The following is a 19,575-nucleotide window of genomic DNA, read 5'->3' as shown; positions in this document are numbered from 1 at the left end:
TTATTCTCCTTTAGTTTCCATCATTTTTTTAAAATCATTTAGCGACAGCGTATACGGAATCACATCGCGCCGCAGCTCTAATGGTGACGTTGCTTCCGTATTAATGCCGGGAATTGTTGTAAATGCTAATGTGTAATTCAGTTTTTTTAAGGAATCAACAGTCGTCTGGTCATATAAACCAAAAGGGTAAGCAAAGACATCTTTTAGATCAACCCAGGTATTACACTCAGCCAAATCTTCAGCAAAGGCTGCCGGTGTCTCCCACATGGGCCTGGAAAGCTCTCGTCCTCTGCGCTGATGAAAATGATTCGTATGATTTGCATAAACGAACACATCCTTCATTTCTTCTAGCTCTGTCTTGCTTAATGCCCGCGAGACTTCTGCCTGATAGGGAGCAGGCTTATCAAATAACCAGCCGGTTGGAGCAAAGACGACCGCATTGAATCCAGTTTTCTTCAATAGAGGATACACGTACTCCTTCATAGATTGGAAGCAATCGTCAAATGTAAGTAAAACTGATTTTTCCGGTAAGGGCTGCTGCTTTTCGTAAAAAGCTTTCACCTCCTCGATACTTAAGGTATGATAACCTTGTTCCTTCAGATAGTTCATTTTTTCCTCAAATAGAGGTAAACTATCAAAAAGCGGCAGCGGCAGAGCGTCTTGATAACCGTCGCTAACTAAAATAGGACGGGGACTGTCTGTTAGTTCTTCAGCAGGCCGGACTTCATGGAATACAAGTGTTCTAAACACTAGCTTCACCTAACTTTCTTCAAAATAATACCGGATACAGTATACCACAGAATGAGGTAGAAGCAGTTGTGAGAATAGTCACAAAAGGAGAATGAACGTGGAAATCAAATTAAAAGAAATTGTTTTTGATTATAAAGACAAACGTGTGATTGATAAGCTAACCTTTACTTTTGAAAAAGGTCGGACCTATGCCTTACTGGGAAAATCAGGTATTGGAAAAAGTACACTCTTGTCTTTGCTGAAAGGGTTTGAAACGCCATTAGCAGGGACAATTCAGTATGATGGACTTACCGAAAGCAATATTGAAATTGTCTTTCAGGATCTGCAGCTGTTCCCTTGGCAGACAGTCTATCAAACAGTTGAAATGCCCTTGAAATTAAAAAAAGTATCAAAAGCAGAACGAACAAAAAGAGTAACTAAGCTGCTGGAAGAGCTGGAGCTGTCGGACCTTGCTAACTCCTTTCCCGGACAGTTGAGCGGCGGACAGCAGCAGCGAACGGCAATGGCTAGAGGATTGATTACGGAACCGGCTTTTCTACTATTGGATGAGCCGACCTCTTCTCTTGATCAGGAAACAAAAGAAAGAGCACAGGGCTTCATTTTGTCTGAGCAAAAGAAAAGAGGCAATACATTGATTACTGTCACCCATGATATAGAAGAAGCGGCATTTTTAGGTGAGACCATTCTGATTATGGATAGAGACGGGATATCTGTTCATAAAAATCCGGTTTTTCACTTAGTCAACCGGCGAGATTCTGTTGATTTCTATAACTATTGTATTACACTCAGAAAATTCTTGAAAAGTTGAATTTACTGTGTAAAATGAGAGCGGGTATAAATAAATCTTCACCTCTTTCTACTCCTAAAACTCGAATAAACGGAGGCCCAAAAGCAGCACCTAGAGAATTATATAATGAAAACTAAGGAAGAGTATAAAGTTAAGAAAAGTATGTATTTTATCGGTACAATTCTCACAGTAATCGGCATTACCTTTGGTATTTTGTTTAGCCAAAAAAGAGCAGAAGCAGATTATCTGAGCGATCAGTTGGCAGTCGAACAAAGTAATCGTTTGATTTTTAAAGACTTAATTTCTTACCCTGTTCAATCCTTTGAGAAAAAAGTTGATTCCGAAGATTTGGTATTTGCTTACATTGGTAATGCAGAGTGCCCGGATTGCTCGATTTTTTATCCAGTTCTGGAGCAGAAAATGAGAGAGTATCAGCTGGCAAATAAATTATTCTATGTTGAAGGCTCCTATCTGCGAGAGGATAAAGAAAAATGGCTGGCTTTTAAAGAAAAATACGAGTTTATGCAAACACCTGCATTTATTATCTACAAAGAACAAAAAGTCGTTAGTAAGATTGAATGGGATGCTTCAGAGGGGCTTTCAGAAGAAAGCTTTGAGAGTTGGCTGATTGACAACCAAGAAATCCTTGATGAAATAAAATGATTTTGTAGAAAGTCTAAGTGTTGCAATAGTAAAAAATTATTAGGAGGGATTATTAATGAAAAAAATCGCATTTGTTTTATATGCTAAGCAGCTGTTGAGCGTCAATTATTTAGGGGGGATTCCCAACACCTCAAAATTAGAAAAAAAGCTTCATGAAGCCTTAGATGATACCTATGAAATCACCTTTAAATGGGAAGAAGCTCAAAACTCTGGAAATGTTGATGCATTAGTTGTTCCAGAGCCTTTTCCGCCGATTGAAAATAATGAAAATATCCCGGAGATAAAAGTACCTGCACATCTGCTATTAGATAAGCAAGGGGATAAAATTAAGGAGATTATAGATAGTTTCTTTAAATAAACTATCCTTATAACAGGTTACTACGTTTGGCTACACCTTCAATACTGTTTAATTTAGTAAACAGCTTCCTAAAAGAGACGATAAATGATTGTCACATTTCAGGAAGTTTTTTTATATAAAAATAAGGATTTGACAGCTGCAAGTTGAAATTTTTCATCCGTGGAGTTCGAGAAAAGGTCGACGATTTCCAGAAGAGTTGTTATGAAGTTTACGACTCCCGCTCTGCACTAATTATCAACGCATGGGTGGGGATTTGGAACACTATTTATTTGTATTTAGATTATAGAATGAAAATTGAGAAGGTCACGCACACATATTTAATTACTAACTAGGTAAGCATCTGTTCAACACTTTTTTGCTAAAACATTCTGGTGATTTAAAACAAACTGTATTACACTTTATGTGGCAATCGTTTTTTATTTGAAAAATGCTGATAGCAAATGACAAAAGTATCGAGAGTAAATAGCTAATGTAGATGTTTTACGGTACTTTCTTATCGTTTCGCATAGTAAGTGTGCTGATTAAAATTGATTGAGTGGACGTTGTTAAAGCTTGTAAAAAAGCCGCTAGGAGTAAAAAATAGAATCTTAAATAAAAGTTATAAGGAGATCAAAATGATCAAGCAAAGAGTAGGCACTAGTATATTTGGTATTGTCTCTATCGGTCTGCTGTGGCAGCTGCTGGCAGTCATAACAGGTAATCGAGCTGTACCAACACCTATGCAGGTGATGAAAGAAATATGGGAAATAAAACAGCCGTTGCTGCTTCATGCAGGAGCTAGTGCAGCTAGAATTTCTGTGGCGCTGCTATTTGCTTTGATAGTCGGTCTTCCTCTAGGTATTTTACTTAGCCGCAGCCGCTGGTTCGGTCGTTTGTTCGGCCCCATCCTGTATTTTTTATATCCCTTACCCAAAGTCGCTTTTTTACCTGTATTTATGATTTTTTTTGGTCTAGGGAATCTGTCTAAAGTTCTGTTGATTTTTTCAATCATATCGATTCAAGTGATTGTTTCAATCCGAGATAGTGTGAATCAAATTCCTGCAGGCTATTATCAGGTAATGGAAAACTACCATAGTACGAAGCTTCAAGTTTTTCAGCAGCTGCTTTTTCCAGCGCTGATTCCAGCTTTAATTTCGAGTCTTAGAGTAAGTACGGGTATTTCTTTAGCTGCTTTATTTTTTGCAGAGAATTATAATACTACGTTTGGCTTAGGCTATCTTATCTTGAGTGCATGGACAAAAATGAATTACGAAGAAATGTTTGCGGGAATTGTAATGATAGGACTGCTGGGCTTTGCTCTTTTTAGTCTTTTTGATAGCTTGGAAAGAAAAATGTGTACGTATAAATGATCCCAGTCTGTATGGAAATTACCGGAGGAATTAGTGAATGAGTAATTTAATCATTTTATCGGAAAATCAAGCAGAAAGCATACAACTGTCAAATGGCCTCACAGCTGTTTTATTAACGACCTTCGGGTTAAGTGCATCTTCACTAGCTGAAACAGCTGCCCAAAAGAGCTTAACGATTTCCATTTTAGAGAATGATCAAAGCTGCATCGGATTAGGAACAATTCTGTTGAAGCTTTCTGGACTATCGTGGATTGAGCAGTCCTTCGAAGAGGATAAACGTTTTTTACTGCAGGCAGTAACTAGCATAAAAAAAAGAATCGGCTGGAAAAGCTTAGATTATTGTCCATCAGAGGAACTGCTGTTTCCTGTAGTCAATCAGCTAATTGCTTTGCTTGAAGAACTGACAATAGAACAGATTACTTGGTTATCTTTTGAGGAGGAGAGTGCTCTGTCAGCAGCTGCGTATCCTACATGTCCCTACCACGGATTATTATTGAGTATTTATGGCTGTCATGCTTGCAATGATCAATAAATCTTGAGTGGGTAATAGAAAAAAGAAAGCATTTTTCCAAAAATATGCATAAATAAAATATGAGTATTTTATTATTCTTGAAAACGAAAATAAATAGTTTTTAGATAGATAAAACAATCCTCTTGAGTTTCCAAGAGGATTGTTTTGTTTTCTTTATGTTATTTATTTTTTAGTCTTGTATCTGGTTAGTGAGATATCTAATTAAGAAGCTATTGCTTTCCTTCAGCGGTAAAAGTAGAATTATAAGAGAGAACGCTCGTTTTTTTATTAATTTTGATTGAACTAAGGGGGATATGGAGTGACAAGGAAGGGGAAAATTGTTGTTATTTTAATTGGCTTTTTTGTGCTGTTGATTATTTCGACTGCCGGATTGGCTGCTAAGTTTTATTCAGATATTTCAAAGGCCGCAGGTAAGAGCTATGAAGAAGTGAAACGGCATGATAGCTCAAAGCGTGAAGAACCAGTTGATTTAAAACAGCAGGAGCCATTTTCGGTGCTGCTGCTAGGTATTGATAATGGGACTGAGGATCGTGTAGATCAGGGGCGGTCTGATACGATGATGCTTGTAACGGTCAGTCCTAAACAGAAACAGACGACAATCGTCAGCATTCCGAGGGATACGTATACAGAAATCGTCGGTAAGGATATGGAAGATAAGATTAATCATGCGTACGCTTTTGGCGGAGCAGCCATGTCTATGGCTACGGTGGAAAAACTGCTGGATATTCCAGTAGACCATTATGTCTCGATTGATATGGCAGGGCTGAAGGACTTAGTTGACGCTGTAGGCGGCATTCATATCAGTAATACAATAAACTTTACTCAAGATGGCTATGGCTTCAATATCGGTGAAGTCTATTTAAATGGCGATAAGGCGCTGGCCTATTCCAGGATGCGCTATGATGATCCTAACGGGGATTATGGCAGACAGGAACGTCAAAGAAAAGTGCTTGATGGTCTGGTGAGGAAGATTCTTACTATTTCCGGAGTTACCAAATATGGGAATGTACTAGATGCTTTAGGCGAGCATATGAGAACAGACTTGACCTTTGATGAGATGAAAACCATCGCATTTGATTATCGTTCGATTCTTAGTGCTGTAAAGCAGGATCAGTTAAAAGGAGAAGGGTTCATGCAGAACGAAATTTCCTACCAGCGTATTACAGAAGAAGAATTGACACGGGTTCGGAATGAGCTGAAAAAGCAAATGGAGCAGTAACTAGACTGCTAAGAGTCTAGCTTTAAATGACGAAGAAAAATAAAGTACGGTAATTAAGAGAGTGATAGTCAAAAAGAAAAATGAAGTGAGGACTAATTGTTAGATTTTTAAATCTGGCTGGGGACGCACTTCGTAAGCTTTTGACTGTTGCTCTTTTTTAGTTGTATTTTATTCAGTACTCATTTATTGAGATGATTGTTGAAGGCTTAAATCTAAAGTAAAGTTTAAGAGTAGAAAGAAAAAAGGCAGGTTGCATAAATGATTAAAAGAAATAGAATTTATTACGGCATAGGCGTACTCCTTGTGATGGGAGCGGGATTATTTTCACGGCGTTTTTCCCAGCTGTTTCCAGCATTTGTCAATCAGTATTTAGGCGACAGCCTGTGGGCACTAATGATTTTTTTAATAGGATGTGTCTTTTTTCCTAAACAAAGAAGGTTGGTGTTATTTATAGGAGCGCTACTTTTTTGCTGGTTGATTGAAATCAGTCAGCTATATCAGGCTGATTGGATCAATACAATTCGAACGACTACTTTGGGGAGTTTGGTTTTAGGTCACGGCTTCCTTTGGTCGGATATGCTGGCGTATACGCTAGGTGTTGGTGCAGGTACTCTAATTGATTGGCAATTGGGAAAACGAAAATAATAAAGAAATTGATAGAGATAAAAAAGTTATTGGAGGTAGGTCAAAGGGAAACAATTAATTTATAACATTGTAAAATGTTTTTTTTGGTAATTTTCTGCGTGGTTAAGCAAACTAAAAATATTTTTAGTTTATTTTAAAATAGCTCTTGAAAAGGATTTTTAATGAAGTTATGCTTTATGAGAAGGCGCCTTCAATCAAAGGAGGAATTCGGATGAAGCATGAAAAAATAACAAATTTAAGAGAATTAATCAATCAGGAATACGGAAATACAGCAGGTATTATTGTGCAGAAAAATGACGAAAACGTATACGAAGAGTATTTCAATGAGTGTACAGCTGAGAGCTCTCTTCATGTTTTTTCTGTGACTAAAAGTATTATTTCCGCATTAATTGGCATTGCTGTAGAAAGAGGTTACATTAAAAGTATCGATCAGAAAGTACTGGACTTTTTCCCGGAATATGTAGTTAAGGACGGGGAAAAAGGAATACAACAGATAACAGTGAAGCAGTTGATGACGATGACTGCACCTTATAAGCATCAGACTGAACCGTATACAGAGTATTTTACTAGCTCTAGCTGGGTGAAATTTTCTTTAGATTTGTTAGGCGGTCAAGATTCACAAGGGACGTTTCGCTATACACCTCTTGTGGGACCGGATATTTTAACTGGAATTTTAATAAAAGCAACTGGAAAATCTGTACGAAGTTTTGCAGCGGAAGCTTTGTTTGCACCTTTGGGAATCTCAGTAAAAAGTGACGTGGTTTTTCATAGTCAGGAAGAACAGCTTGCATTTTATGAAGCACGGAATATCAGTGGCTGGGTGGCAGATGCTTCTGGAGTGAATGCTGCCGGCTGGGGGTTGACGTTAACCACTGCAGATATGGCAAAAATCGGTCAGCTTTATTTAAATGATGGTGTCTGGGAAGGGCAACAGATTATACCAGCCGGCTGGATAGGGGAAAGCACGAGAGAGCATAGCCGCTGGCTGGAGCCGAATCTGGCTTACGGCTACCTGTGGTGGGTAATAGATGGAGCAGCTCATAGCTACGCAGCAATGGGCGATGGCGGCAATATCATCTATGTTAATTCCCGCAAAAACTTGGTGATTGCGATGACGGCGCTCTTTATGCCGGAAGCCAAGGACCGCATTGATTTTATCCAAAAATATGTGGAACCAGCTTTTGAGGAATAATGCTTTCTGCTGATAGAATAAAAGCTTATTGGCGGAAATATAGGTAAGTTCGCCATTTATTTGAAGGTTAACGAAAACAGAGAGAAGGATATTAATAAAATCCTTTTCTCTGTTTTATGTTGTCAAAAGGGAAGATCAACAACCAAAGTTTGCCAGTCCTTCCCCGCATGCTATTGAATCTTTGTGGAGAAAAGAGTCAGAATCATTGTGCAGATTTCCTCAGGTGTTAGGTAAGAATAGCGTTTTAGCCAATTTTCGATAAGCCCAATTGTTCCGTCAACGAAATAAGTGAAGTACAAATCCAGCCTGTCAGGAGAGGAGTCAGCAAAGATATGTCGAAATTGCTCAAAGGCTTGAGGACGCACCCGTTCAAGTATGGAACTGAGCAGCCGGCTTTCATTTTTACCGCTGAGAATAATACGAACGGCATCCTTGTTTTCACTTAAAATAGTTAAAATAGTGACGAGCCAGCTATCCAGAGCCTTTTCATTGATTTGGATGCTGCTCATAATTTCTTCAATCAAATTGTTCTCAATTTGCTGAAACAAATCATAAGGATCAGAATAATATTTATAGAAGGTGCCGCGATTGACATCTGCTTGTTCACAGATTTCTTTAACCGTAATCCTTGATAAATCTTTGGTTTGCAGTAAAGCTAGAAACTCTTTGCGGATGACTTTTTTTGTGTATAGTGTCCGGCGGTTATTAGGGGTACCAGCCATGTCAATCCCTTCTCTCTCTTCTTAATTATATGAACATATTTTTCGAATCTGTCTATTTAATGACAAAATTTTAAAATTTGAGGCTTGCTCCAAAAGTACACAATGAGTATACTAACATCATGTTAAAAAATCAACATCATGTCTATTTCATGATGTGTTAAAAGAGGGATACCTAAATGAGTTATGTTGAAATAAAGAATGAATATCGACGATACAAAATGGGGGAAACGGAAATCGTAGCCAACGAAGACCTTTCTTTTTCTATTGAAAAAGGTGAGTTAGCCATTATTTTAGGACCTAGCGGTGCTGGCAAATCAACAGTTTTAAATATTTTAGGCGGGATGGATTCGCCGGATGAAGGTCAAGTAATCGTTGATGGAACAGATATTGCTCAATTTTCTGATAAGCAGCTGACAGCTTATCGAAGAACAGATGTCGGTTTTGTCTTTCAATTTTATAATTTAGTGCCTAATCTGACAGCCAAAGAAAATGTGGAGCTGGCCACAGAGGTGTCTCCAGCAGCATTAAACCCGGAAGAGGTGCTGGCCCAGGTTGGCTTATCTCATCGACTAAACAATTTTCCTTCACAGCTCTCTGGCGGAGAGCAGCAGCGGGTTTCTATTGCCCGGGCTTTAGCAAAAAATCCTAAGCTGCTTTTATGCGATGAACCTACTGGGGCACTGGATTTCGAGACAGGGAAGCAAGTCCTGAAGCTGTTGCAGAATGCCAGTAGAGAACAAGGAAATACAGTACTTATCATCACTCATAATTCCGCATTAGCGCCAATCGCAGATCGTGTGATTCGCATCAATGATGCGAAAGTCCGCTCAATCGAAACCAATGATTCGCCGATGTCGATTGATGAAATTATCTGGTAAGGGGCTGAATAGGAATGAAAAACAAAACATATCTAAAAGCTGCTTTTCGTGAAATAATAAAATCCAGAGGGCGCTTCATTGCGATTATTCTGATTATTTTTCTAGGAACACTTCTATTTGTGGGAGTGAAGACGACTGGACCGGTATTGAATACTTCTGGAAGCCAATATTTCGAAAAGCAGCACTTATCTGACTTACAGATCCTATCCACTGGCGGATTGACTGCAGCCGATGAAGAACGACTAAAAGGAATTTCTGGAATTGAAGTAGAAGCAGGAAAGCAGTTTTACTACGCAGAACCCGAAAAAAATGAGGTTGTGCAGATTTTTTCCTATGATAAAGAGCAAAAACAAAATCAGCTGGTTGTCGTAAAAGGACGGCTGCCTCAAGTGGATAAAGAAGTTGTGCTGGACAGTGCGGCTGAAAAATCAGGTTATAAAATTGGCGATAATTATTTAATTGATGATTCTGAACAGCTAACTAATAAGGAGTATACAATTGTTGGTTTTGTAAATTCCCCATTGTTCATCAACACGACTGATCGGGGCATGACCACGATTGGTGATGGAGATGTAGATTATTTTGCCTATGTGCCAAAAGCCAATTTTGCAGCGGATATACAAGCTGTTTTATATCTGTCCTTTGATAATGTTAAAGGGTTAAACACTTATGAAAAAGAATATAAAGAGCAAATGCAGAAAAATCAGGAGCTGATTGAGAAAAAATTTTCCGGTCGACCTGAAGCCCGTCTAAAGGAGCTGCAGAATTTAATTGAAGATGAGCTGACACCTGCCAAAGAAAAAATTTCAGAAGGAAGAACAGCTCTGACAGATGCGCAGACTCAGCTTCAAGCTGGACAAGATGAGCTGGATCAACAGAAACAACAGCTGGAGCAGCTGCCTCTTCCTGAAGAACAAAAGACCGCTGCGTTACAGCAAATTATCACTGGACAAAATGAGCTGGATGAAAACAAAAAGCTCTTAGAAGAACAACAGGAAGAGCTAACTCAGGCAGAAGCAAAGGTTGCGGAAGGTGAGCAGGAACTTCGGACATTAAAAACGCCTACCTATTTCTATAATCAACGTACAGAAAATATCGGTTTTCAAGGATACGGCGATCTTTCTGACCGTATCGCAGCTATTGCCGATGTCTTTCCCGTCTTCTTTTTCTTTATTGCTGCGCTGATTACCTTCACCACGATGACTCGAATGGTAGAGGAAAATCGAAAAGAGATTGGGACTTTAAAGGCTTTAGGCTACAGCAAGTTTGAGATTTCTAAAAAATATGTCTTATATGCACTTTCAGCCTCGATTATTGGTGTACTATTAGGCGTTGTTGTCGGAACCAACACCTTACCGCGAATCGTGTTTGAGCTTTCCAGCGATCAGTATAATTTTAAAGATGTTCACATCTTTTATGAAGCTGTGCCTGTTATTCAGGCTAGTATTGCGTTTCTGTTTGCAACTTTAGGCTCTGCCTTGCTCGTTCTGCTGAAGGAATTAACTGAACGTCCGTCGGCGTTGCTGCAGCCTAAGGCACCGAAGCCTGGTAAACGAATTTTTCTAGAATACATCACTCCTCTCTGGTCTAGACTGAGCTTTAATCAAAAGGTAAGCTATCGGAATTTATTCCGCTATAAGTCCCGAATGGTCATGGCAATTATTGGGATTGCTGGTTGTACAGGTCTTATGGTAGCTGGTTTTGGGATTAAGAATTCATTGGAGGCAGTAACTGATAAACAGTTTGGTCCAATCATTGATTATCAGGCAGTAGTCACCTTAGACGATGGAAACACAGACGAGGCAGAAGCAGTGCTTGATAAGGAAGCCAAAATTACTTCTTTTATGCCGGCTGTTAATCAGCTGCTGGAATTAAAAAAAGCAGGACAAGCGACACAAAGTGTAACGATGATGGTGCCGGGAGATCAAGCTGATTTTTCAAAATATATCCACTTAAGCAGCTTATCCGGAGAAAAGCTTTCTCTGCCGAAAAGCGGCGGAATCATTTCCGAAAAATTGGCGGAGCTGTTTAATGTAGAGGTAGGCGATGAACTGACGTTCTTTGATGAGAATCAGGAACCTGTTAAAATCAAGGTTGCTGGGATCACACAGAATTATTTGGGCCATTTCCTCTATGTTTCTCAAGACTACTATGAAACAGCTGTCGGTCAGAGCTTTGAAAAAAATGCTTTTCTTTTAAAGACTAAAAAAATGACAGTAAAAGAAGAAAATACCTTAGCAGGCAAGCTATTGGAAACCAAAGAGGTACAGAATACCAGCTTCCTGTCCAGTCAAATTGAGACGCAAAAGGGCATGATTGATAATTTGGATCCGGTGGTTCTGATTTTTGTAGTACTTTCAGGCTCCTTGGCGTTTGTCGTTCTTTATAATTTAACGAATATAAATATTTCAGAACGAGTTAGAGAGCTTTCCACAATCAAGGTTCTGGGATTCTTTGATAAGGAAGTAACGATGTATATTATTAGAGAAAATATTATTTTTACATTGTTGGGAATCGTCGTTGGATACGGGATTGGATATGTACTGACCGGCTTTATTATTCGTCAGGCATCCATGGAAAATCTGATTTTTCCACTGGTTATTCATTGGCCAGCCTATGTGATTTCTGCTGTATTAACTATTTCTTTTACAATTATCGTGATGCTTGTCACGCATTTCAAGCTGAAGCATATTGATATGATTGACTCCTTGAAGGCAAATGAATAGAAAATAAGCATAGGAGAGACCGGCTATTTCTGAGAACATTGGAAGAATAGTCGGTTTTTTAGTATGTGATGCAAGATTGTGACAAACACCCCTCTAGAGAGCTTCCAGCGTGATAGTAAAAAAAGCCGCTTAAACTGTTTAGCTGAAGTTGTTTTCTCAGCCGCCGCATCAAAAAGTTTAAGAGAAATCTTTATGAAAAAGGTTAACGAAAATTTGTCACACACACTGTGGAAATATAAGTATCGTTTACTCGTTAATAATTTAGGTTCATTTTAGTTATAGTGATGGGATATAAGCTGTTTATGTTGAAGTTTTTTAGTGTAATTTTTAAGTACAAAATATCGATTCTAAAAATGAAGATATGCAACGAGAAAGGAATGTTTGAATAAGAAATAGAATGATAGTAAATATGGTTAATGTTATACTTACATAGTAGAAAAATACCAAAAGAGTACAGAGATTCAAGTATTTTCACAAGCTTTCCAGAAGCGGTTAGTTATGTACAGATTTCTTGATACTTAAGAGAACATTCTATCTATTTTCTATTGAAGTTATTTGATTGACGAGAACAGAAACTAATACTATGAAGGAGAGATAGAGGATGGAACAGAAAAATTCTTCATTACATATTGCAATTTGTGATGATCAACACATTATTTGTGAAGCATTAGCCCATCTGGTGGATATTGCTTTTTTAGGCACAGATTATGAATATTCCTATCATTCATTTCTTTCAGGAGAACACCTCTTAGCTCATCTGAACAGTGGTAATCATGCTTTTCAGGTGTATTTGCTAGATATTGAAATGGAGGGGATTGATGGTATGAAAACTGCCGAACAGATTCGTAAGAAGGATAAAGATGCAGTAATCATTTTCATCACTAGTCACGTGGAACGGATGTCTCAAGCATTTCATGTACTTGCATTTGGTTACTTGGTAAAGCCGTTAAATGATGAATCTGTTATTGCTACACTTCATTCTGCCATTCGTCTATTAAGGCAAAGAAAAGCGATATATACGTATTCCCTACGGAAACGAATTTATTCAGTCCCGCTTGCCCAGATCGAATATTTTGAAAGCCTTGGCAGGAAAATAGTAATCCATATGTCAAATGGGGAAAAAATGGAATATAATGGCTCGCTGAAGGAGACTATGAGCAAGGTGGAAGGGATTCCTTTTGCTCGAGCACATAATTCTTTTGTGGTCAATCTGGAGCAGGTTGCATTATTGGAGAGTTGGCAGGTACAGCTGCAATCAGGTACGAAAATTGCTATCGGCAAACGATACCATGCGTCCTTCCATTCTGGGTATCGCGCCTTCATACGAGGAGTGTAAAAAAGATATGGCAGTTTTTTTTGATTATTTGCAAGGAGTGACTTTTGGAGCATTTACAATGTGGACCTTTGATTTTTACTGCAGCATTTTTTTAGTCCGGAAAAAGGAGTGGCGGCTTAGCTGGATTATCTTGATTCTTTTAGTGACTGGTGCAGTCAGAAATCAAATCGGGATTTTTCTGAATACGAATTTTCCTATTTACAGCTTTATTCGCGCTCTCTTAGCCTTATCTAATACGTATATTGTGATTGCGATCGTTCTTCTGTCGTTTTATGGGAACATGAGAAAAAAATTTTTTTTGGCAGTACTTTTCTTTATCCCAATCTTTACTTCTGAAATACTTGCTAGTTCATTTATGTTGTCCATTTACCAAACGAACATGGGTGATATCACTTTGGAGAGTGAACTGTTTAGTCTAATCAACATATTAGCTGGTGTTTTGTGTTTTATGTTTGTAGTTGTTATTCGGATAACGTATCGTAAATTTGATTTTAAGGTGGTTGCAACTAGAACCTATCCGTTGGAACTGACTGTTCCTATTTTAAGTATGATAGCCTGCAGTTATCTGCTGCAATTCGGTTCATATATCTTTTCTTATATCGGTTTGATATTTTTGGCCATCAACGTGATTGCTTTGCTGGTGTATATACGACAAGAGCTGTACTATAAGCAAAATCAGAAGTACGCTTTACAGCGGCAGCTTGACAGCTTTCGTGATGCACATTATCGAGAATTGGAAGCTCATCAGAATGAAATCCGTGCTATCAGACATGATATCAAGAATCAGTTGATTGTTATGAATGCCTATATGAAGTCCGGATTAATAGAGAGAGCCGGTGAACAAATCAATACATTGATTGAACAGTTATATGAAAATGAAGGTTATTTTTTTACAGAGCATGTTGGTATCAATGGGCTTTTGACTGCCGTATGCAAAAAAGCACAGGAGGCAGGGATTACCTGTGAGTTTGATATCAATTTGCCTCGGGAAATCGAAATTGAAGATACCGACTTTGCCGCTTTATTAGGAAATATATTAGATAATGCGCTAGAAGCTTGTTATCATTGCGATAGTGCATCTTATATCAGACTTGATATGGTAAAACGAAACAATGTAGTGGTTCTATGGTGTGAAAATAGCATAGATGGTCAAGCAATGACGCTCAGCACACGCAAGAAAGATTATACAAATCATGGTATTGGCATGAAAATAATCCGACGAATTGTAGAAAAATACAGTGGTGATTTGCAATATCGCTTTGAGGATCAACGTTTTGTCTTGGAATTTACGTTATTTTTGTAGTGGAAAAAGAAGATATCTGTTTAAAAGCCATTTAGAGGAAGCACTCCTATGAGATTATAGGACAAGTAAAGCTTCTAGTTTTGTACTCAATGATCGAAATTAAAAATAACCTATTAAAAGAAACAAATTTTTCAGTTGAGCAGCTCGTGTTGCTTAACTGTTTTTTTATTTGCAGGTCTGAGACGGGAAAGTATGAAGGAAGCTTTTTGCTGGATGTTTATGACAGGAATCCCCTCTGTTTATGTCGATTACTGCAAATTGCTTTTTTTGCTATGTTATACTACTACGTACTAAAGAGCCGCTAAACTCAGCAATCTTATAAGTAAATTATCCGCTCAAAACGTAAATCATTGTAGAAACAGTTACTGAATAAAAGACTTGTTTTTACCTGGGGAAGGGAGTAGTTTGATGCAATCGATTGAAATGAACCAGGTCGAGAAAAATTTTGGCAATATCAAAGCTATCAATGGGTTGGATATAACTGTACAAGAAGGTCAGGTATGTGCATTTCTTGGACATAACGGCGCCGGCAAAACGACGACACTGCGGATGTTGTTAGGGCTGGTTCGACAGGATAAAGGGAGTATCTCTGTATTTGGACTAGATCCGAGAAAGAATGGTGATCAAATACGCGCGATGTGTGGTGTTCTAAGCGAAGAGGTTGGGTTATACGAGCCTTTATCAGTCTATGATAATTTGATGTATTTTGCAGATATTTATGGTATGCCTCGCAACGAAGCGAATCTTCGTATCAATTCGGCTTTAGAGCAGTTCGGAATTGCTGACAAGCGTGATTTGCCGGTCAAGGGGTTTTCTACAGGGATGAAAAAGAAGACCGCACTTATCCGTGCCATGCTTCATCGTCCACGACTGCTAATGCTGGATGAACCCACTAATGGCTTGGACCCGGAGGCTACTTTGGAATTACGTGAGATGCTCAAAAAACTTGCAAAGGAAAGTGGAGCGACTATTTTACTCACCACCCATAACCTTTCTGAGGTTCAGAAGATATGTGATCGAATCATTATCTTTCGACATGGACGTAATATTTTTACCGGTGACATCGACATACTGGAAAATGATCCGAATTATCAGAAAAATGGCACTTTTAATCTTGAAAAGCTGTATTTGGCACAGGAAAGTGGTATGAAAACATGAAAGTTCTATCAGCGGTGATGCGTACCCAAAGAAAACTGTTTTTCAAAGACAAGGGATTGTTGATATTTTATGGTCTAAGCATACTGGGGATTGGCGGAGTATTTCCTTTATTTTTCAAAGAGCTTGCGTTGCAGTTTACGCTTGCAGTTTTTATGTGTGTTACTATGCAAAAGCAATGGACAGCTGAAAGTATAGCAGGAGAACGAGAAGCTGGAACATTGGAATCTGTTATGACTACTCCTCTATCTACCAGTGGATTTTTACTTGGTAAAGCCTTGTACAATGTCATCTGTGCGCTTGTATATGCTGGAGCTATGGGAGTATGTATCTTTATCGTTCGCAATTTTTCCGATACGTCTCAAGAAATGACACCTGTAAGCTGGATAGTCATTCTATGCGGCTTCTTATTTGTGATACTGGTTGCTGCGTTTTATGGCGTTTTATGTAGCTCAAAAGCAGAAACAATTCAACGAGCTGGAAGAAGGCCAACAATTTTGTGCTATGTGTTTTCGCTCTTTTTCGTTATTTTACTGACAGTTTTAACGAATCATGAAATCAATCAATCGAGGGGGCTATTAGTGATTTCTATCGGCTTCTTTTGTTCATCTGGAGGTGTCATCCTATACTCGGTTTTGAAAATCCTCCATATAGACAGACCTTCGATTATTGAAATTGAGAAACAGTCAAAGTATGAAATGATAACGATTTCAAGTAGGGGTCGCAAACATTTGGGAGATTCTCGAATACGTAATCAAGTAGAAGCCGTTTTTTTCCATGAGCTACATTACCTGAAAAGCCTAAAAATGCTGCAATTTCAATTTGGGATACTTACCCTATGCCCGGCAGGATTACAATTAACAATGTGGCTTATGTATGGGCTCAATGATTTGAGTTATTCTGTCCTGTTGCTTATTTTGATTATGCCTCGGATACCTACCAATTTGATTGCCTATTCGATTGGCGGAGAAAAGGCCTATAATACTGGAGAGACAATCCTTTCTACTCCTGTATTGGTGTCTGCTCTGTTTTGGGGCAAAGCGATAGTACCATGCTTTGTATCCATCGTGATGTTGTTGGTATCTGCAGCACTTCATCTGATTGCGGCAAACCTATTTTCTGTGATTGAAGGGACTCAGCTTTTATTTTACACGCCCAGTCAGCTTGTGCTGCTTATCGGTGTGGGGCTTGCGACTAGCTTTAGTATGGTTTTAGTATCGACCATTTTAAGTTTGAAAGCTAAAACTCCCCGAAAAGGTCTATACTACTCTACTTTTTTAGGTTTCGTGTTCTTCATGCCAGCTACAGTCATTAGTTACCAAACGAATGCCAGTTTAGGATGGTCACTTGTCTACTTTATTGTCCTACTATTTGTGAACATTTTCCTATATAACCGAGTCAAAAATGTCAGTCGTGATGAATTGATGACAAAATTATGATTCATTTTGATACTGATAAGCCGATTCGGAGATTCTCTATGTTGTCAGGGAAAAACGGCCTTCTAATCGTGTGGAATTAGTAAAACGTTCTAAAAAAGGAGGTTTCGAAAAGTAACTGTGACAGTTGTGGTCGATAAATATAGCAGGTGTATAAAAATGGTAGGTGGTGAGGGGTGAAAAGGTAACAGAGCAATCGAAATTAGGGCTATTCAATTGGGGAAAAATATTGGCTTCCACTGTTGTAATTATCAAGGAGAATGGCAATAAATCTGCTTTTTGATAAGTTTGAAGAGGTTAAAAAGCAGTTTAAATAATATTTAAAGAGGAGTGTGGAAATTGACGGTAAAAAAGAAGTTGATCCAAAAGCATTTAAAGAGACTGTGTGAGGATATTGGTGCTCGTCCGACAGGCTCAGAGGCGAACAAAGCAGCGGTAGCCTATGCAGCAGCGGAGCTTGAGAAAATCGGGTTTGAAGTTACATTACAAGAATTTCCTTGTCTAGCGTGGAAAGACGAAGGAGCAAGGTTAGAGGTCGATGGTGTGGTAGTAGAAACCATAGCTGCAGAATACTCGTTACCTTGTGATGTAGCAGGTGAAATTGTATATGTGGATACGATAGAAGGTCTGCGAGCAAGTGAACTGCATAGAAAAATTTGTATCATGAGTGGCGAGCTGTGTGAAGAGCCGCTTATGCCTAAAAGTTTTACTTTCTGGAATCCCGAAAAGCATCAGGAAATTATTCGGCTGCTAGAGCAAAAGGAACCATTAGCAATCATAACGGTGAGTTTTTTACCGGATGTTGCAGTGCCAATCATTCAGGATGGGGATTTCAATATTCCATGTGCAGCTGTAAAAGGAGAAAGTGACCACATTTTGCGAGAAGCAACGTTTGCGAAACTTCAACTTTTTACAGAGCGTAAAGAATCCAATGGAAAAAATGTAATTGCTCATTATGGAGAGGGACCTCAAAAAATTTCATTTTCTGCACACATTGATACAAAACCTAATACACCAGGTGCGTTAGACAATGCCAGCGGGGTGGCAGCATTGTTAGTACTGGCTTCCAGTGTAACCAATATAGTAACTCCATATCAAATTGAAATTGTCCTATTCAATGGTGAAGATTATTACTCTACACCTGGTGAAAAGGCATACATGTCGACTTATTTGCAGGAACCAGATAAATTCATCTGTGCTTTCAATGTAGATGGTCTGGGAATGCAGGATAGCAAAACCTCTTATTCATTTTATGAATGCGGCGAAGAATTTGAGAAGCTTGTTTCTTCCTTTGCCCGTGACTTTCCTGATGTTGAGCAAATTGATCCTTGGCCGATGGGAGATCACATGTTATTTGCTGGATGTGGTATTCCAACAGTCGCTGTTACTGCATCAAATATCTTCATGCTTATGGAATCAGTAATGCATACACCAGCAGACAATTTGACCATTGTTGATAGTGATAAGATTGAAGCAGCTGTGAGTTTTCTTCTGGGCTGCATTTAGAAATACGCTTTATTGTAAAAAATCTAATAAAAAAGAAAGAAGGAATGGCTATGGAGTGCAGAATTGAAAAAATGGACGCTTTTCGAGTTGTGGGAGTTAAGTTGACAACCACTACCGAAGGGGGAAAAGGCATGAAAGATATCCCTGTTTTTTGGGGAGAAGTGATGGAGCAGAAACAGCAGATACAGCTAGCTACTCTAATGGATACCATACCTTCGGGACTTCTAGGTGTAAGTGTCTATAACAGTGATGCAAACGATGCCAGAGTATTTGACTACTTTATTGCCTGCGCAACATCTAAACCTGTTCCGGAAGGGATGGAGGAGTATACAGTTCCTGCTGCTGAGTGGGCCGTTTTTCCTTGCTCAAGAGAAAACATGGATCAAGTACAGGTAGATATTTTTAGTAAATGGATGCCAGCATCCGGCTATCGCGGACGAAATAGCGGATATGAAACAGGATATATCGCAGCTGGGGCACCCGATATCGAAGTTTATACCCAAGAGGGGGATGTTGAAATTTTTGTAGCTGTAGAAAAAATATGATTTTTCACAGTGAGTAATAAAAATGAAGGAATATAATGCTCATTGCTTGTTCGATATTAAGTCATTGTTTGAGAACTGTAGCAGAGAAGATTAGGGAAAAAGATATGTGCTTCAAGCAATAAGCCGGAATATGCGAAAATGGCTATACACATTTTCGCATATTCCGGCTTGTTTTCGAGGGAGCTGCTTTTGGAATACCATTTATTCGGTTTTAAGGATGTCCAAAGTCTGGGATTTCGTTTATGCCCTAGATTAAGATGCTGAAAAGTATTTATTTGGTGCTTGATGCTAAGCGTTTTGGCACTGACCCCCAAAAGTGAGAGGGCAAAAGAGAGGCGATTAAACGGTCTGTTTTCGATAGGCTATCGGTGATAGATAACCCAACTTCCGTTGAATTCTATGGGTATTATAATTCTTAATGTAATTTGTGACAATATCTATTACAGTAGTGGTAGAGTATTTTGGCTCTATGT

19 protein-coding genes are annotated in these 19,575 nt (G+C 38.7%); 16 read left to right on the top strand and 3 right to left on the bottom strand.

Annotation, left to right across the window (positions count from 1 at the left end):
* On the bottom strand, positions 1–750 hold the full coding sequence (locus AC1Z3K_RS17055) for a polysaccharide deacetylase family protein (protein WP_461733421.1): 750 nt from the start codon (positions 748–750) through the stop codon (positions 1–3).
* 97 nt (positions 751–847) lie between these two features.
* On the opposite strand from AC1Z3K_RS17055, the gene AC1Z3K_RS17050 reads away from it, so the two are divergent.
* The 8 genes from AC1Z3K_RS17050 to AC1Z3K_RS17015 all read left to right on the top strand — a co-directional run bounded on the left by AC1Z3K_RS17050 (position 848) and on the right by AC1Z3K_RS17015 (position 7,495).
* Positions 848–1,558: an ABC transporter ATP-binding protein gene (locus tag AC1Z3K_RS17050; protein WP_426081990.1), complete on the top strand. Its 711-nt coding sequence runs from the start codon at positions 848–850 to the stop codon at positions 1,556–1,558.
* A gap of 105 nt (positions 1,559–1,663) precedes the next feature.
* Positions 1,664–2,200: a thioredoxin family protein gene (locus AC1Z3K_RS17045; protein WP_426081989.1), complete on the top strand. Its 537-nt coding sequence runs from the start codon at positions 1,664–1,666 to the stop codon at positions 2,198–2,200.
* 55 nt (positions 2,201–2,255) lie between these two features.
* Complete coding sequence (locus tag AC1Z3K_RS17040) at positions 2,256–2,558, top strand: hypothetical protein (RefSeq protein WP_426081988.1); 303 nt, start codon at positions 2,256–2,258, stop codon at positions 2,556–2,558.
* Between the two features lie 614 nt (positions 2,559–3,172).
* Positions 3,173–3,907 carry an ABC transporter permease gene (locus AC1Z3K_RS17035; protein WP_461733400.1) on the top strand — a complete coding sequence of 245 codons (735 nt, stop codon included), beginning with the start codon at positions 3,173–3,175 and terminating at the stop codon, positions 3,905–3,907.
* A 37-nt stretch (positions 3,908–3,944) separates the two neighbouring features.
* Positions 3,945–4,439 (top strand): hypothetical protein, encoded by a 495-nt coding sequence (locus tag AC1Z3K_RS17030; RefSeq protein WP_461733399.1) that lies wholly within the window; start codon positions 3,945–3,947, stop codon positions 4,437–4,439.
* Between the two features lie 298 nt (positions 4,440–4,737).
* A complete protein-coding gene (locus tag AC1Z3K_RS17025; protein ID WP_426081984.1) occupies positions 4,738–5,658 on the top strand; it encodes an LCP family glycopolymer transferase in 921 nt (306 codons plus the stop codon).
* A 258-nt stretch (positions 5,659–5,916) separates the two neighbouring features.
* The gene (locus AC1Z3K_RS17020) at positions 5,917–6,303 is read left to right on the top strand and encodes a ribosomal maturation YjgA family protein (RefSeq protein WP_461733398.1); all 387 of its coding nucleotides are present in this window, start codon (positions 5,917–5,919) and stop codon (positions 6,301–6,303) included.
* Between the two features lie 211 nt (positions 6,304–6,514).
* Positions 6,515–7,495 carry a serine hydrolase domain-containing protein gene (locus tag AC1Z3K_RS17015; protein ID WP_461733397.1) on the top strand — a complete coding sequence of 327 codons (981 nt, stop codon included), beginning with the start codon at positions 6,515–6,517 and terminating at the stop codon, positions 7,493–7,495.
* A 170-nt stretch (positions 7,496–7,665) separates the two neighbouring features.
* Here the strand turns inward: AC1Z3K_RS17015 and AC1Z3K_RS17010 are convergent, their stop codons facing one another.
* Complete coding sequence (locus tag AC1Z3K_RS17010; RefSeq protein WP_461733396.1) at positions 7,666–8,217, bottom strand: TetR/AcrR family transcriptional regulator; 552 nt, start codon at positions 8,215–8,217, stop codon at positions 7,666–7,668.
* A 176-nt stretch (positions 8,218–8,393) separates the two neighbouring features.
* Between AC1Z3K_RS17010 and AC1Z3K_RS17005 the strand changes: the two genes are divergently transcribed.
* The 8 genes from AC1Z3K_RS17005 (at position 8,394) to AC1Z3K_RS16970 (ending at position 19,102) form a co-directional block, all read left to right on the top strand.
* Positions 8,394–9,095: an ABC transporter ATP-binding protein gene (locus AC1Z3K_RS17005; RefSeq protein WP_426081980.1), complete on the top strand. Its 702-nt coding sequence runs from the start codon at positions 8,394–8,396 to the stop codon at positions 9,093–9,095.
* A gap of 14 nt (positions 9,096–9,109) precedes the next feature.
* Positions 9,110–11,821 (top strand): FtsX-like permease family protein, encoded by a 2,712-nt coding sequence (locus AC1Z3K_RS17000; RefSeq protein WP_461733395.1) that lies wholly within the window; start codon positions 9,110–9,112, stop codon positions 11,819–11,821.
* Positions 11,822–12,422: 601 nt separating this feature from the next.
* A complete protein-coding gene (locus AC1Z3K_RS16995) occupies positions 12,423–13,157 on the top strand; it encodes a LytR/AlgR family response regulator transcription factor (protein WP_426081978.1) in 735 nt (244 codons plus the stop codon).
* A gap of 7 nt (positions 13,158–13,164) precedes the next feature.
* Positions 13,165–14,460 carry a sensor histidine kinase gene (locus AC1Z3K_RS16990; RefSeq protein WP_426081977.1) on the top strand — a complete coding sequence of 432 codons (1,296 nt, stop codon included), beginning with the start codon at positions 13,165–13,167 and terminating at the stop codon, positions 14,458–14,460.
* 408 nt (positions 14,461–14,868) lie between these two features.
* The gene (locus AC1Z3K_RS16985) at positions 14,869–15,618 is read left to right on the top strand and encodes an ABC transporter ATP-binding protein (protein WP_461733394.1); all 750 of its coding nucleotides are present in this window, start codon (positions 14,869–14,871) and stop codon (positions 15,616–15,618) included.
* Positions 15,615–17,054 (top strand): ABC transporter permease subunit, encoded by a 1,440-nt coding sequence (locus AC1Z3K_RS16980; RefSeq protein ID WP_461733393.1) that lies wholly within the window; start codon positions 15,615–15,617, stop codon positions 17,052–17,054. The genes AC1Z3K_RS16985 and AC1Z3K_RS16980 overlap by 4 nt, the downstream gene beginning before the upstream one ends.
* Before the next feature lie 336 nt (positions 17,055–17,390).
* A complete protein-coding gene (locus AC1Z3K_RS16975; protein ID WP_461733392.1) occupies positions 17,391–18,557 on the top strand; it encodes a M28 family metallopeptidase in 1,167 nt (388 codons plus the stop codon).
* Positions 18,558–18,607: 50 nt separating this feature from the next.
* Positions 18,608–19,102 carry a GyrI-like domain-containing protein gene (locus AC1Z3K_RS16970; protein ID WP_461733391.1) on the top strand — a complete coding sequence of 165 codons (495 nt, stop codon included), beginning with the start codon at positions 18,608–18,610 and terminating at the stop codon, positions 19,100–19,102.
* Positions 19,103–19,441: 339 nt separating this feature from the next.
* On the opposite strand, the gene AC1Z3K_RS16965 is transcribed toward AC1Z3K_RS16970, so the two are convergent.
* Positions 19,442–19,575: IS3 family transposase (locus AC1Z3K_RS16965; protein WP_461732511.1), on the bottom strand; the 134-nt coding region annotated here is incomplete at its 5' end.

It is taken from the genome of Enterococcus sp. LJL128, from assembly GCF_056924295.1.
The sequence above is the reverse complement of the archived record's forward strand: the minus strand, read 5'-3'. Positions and strand labels throughout refer to the sequence as shown.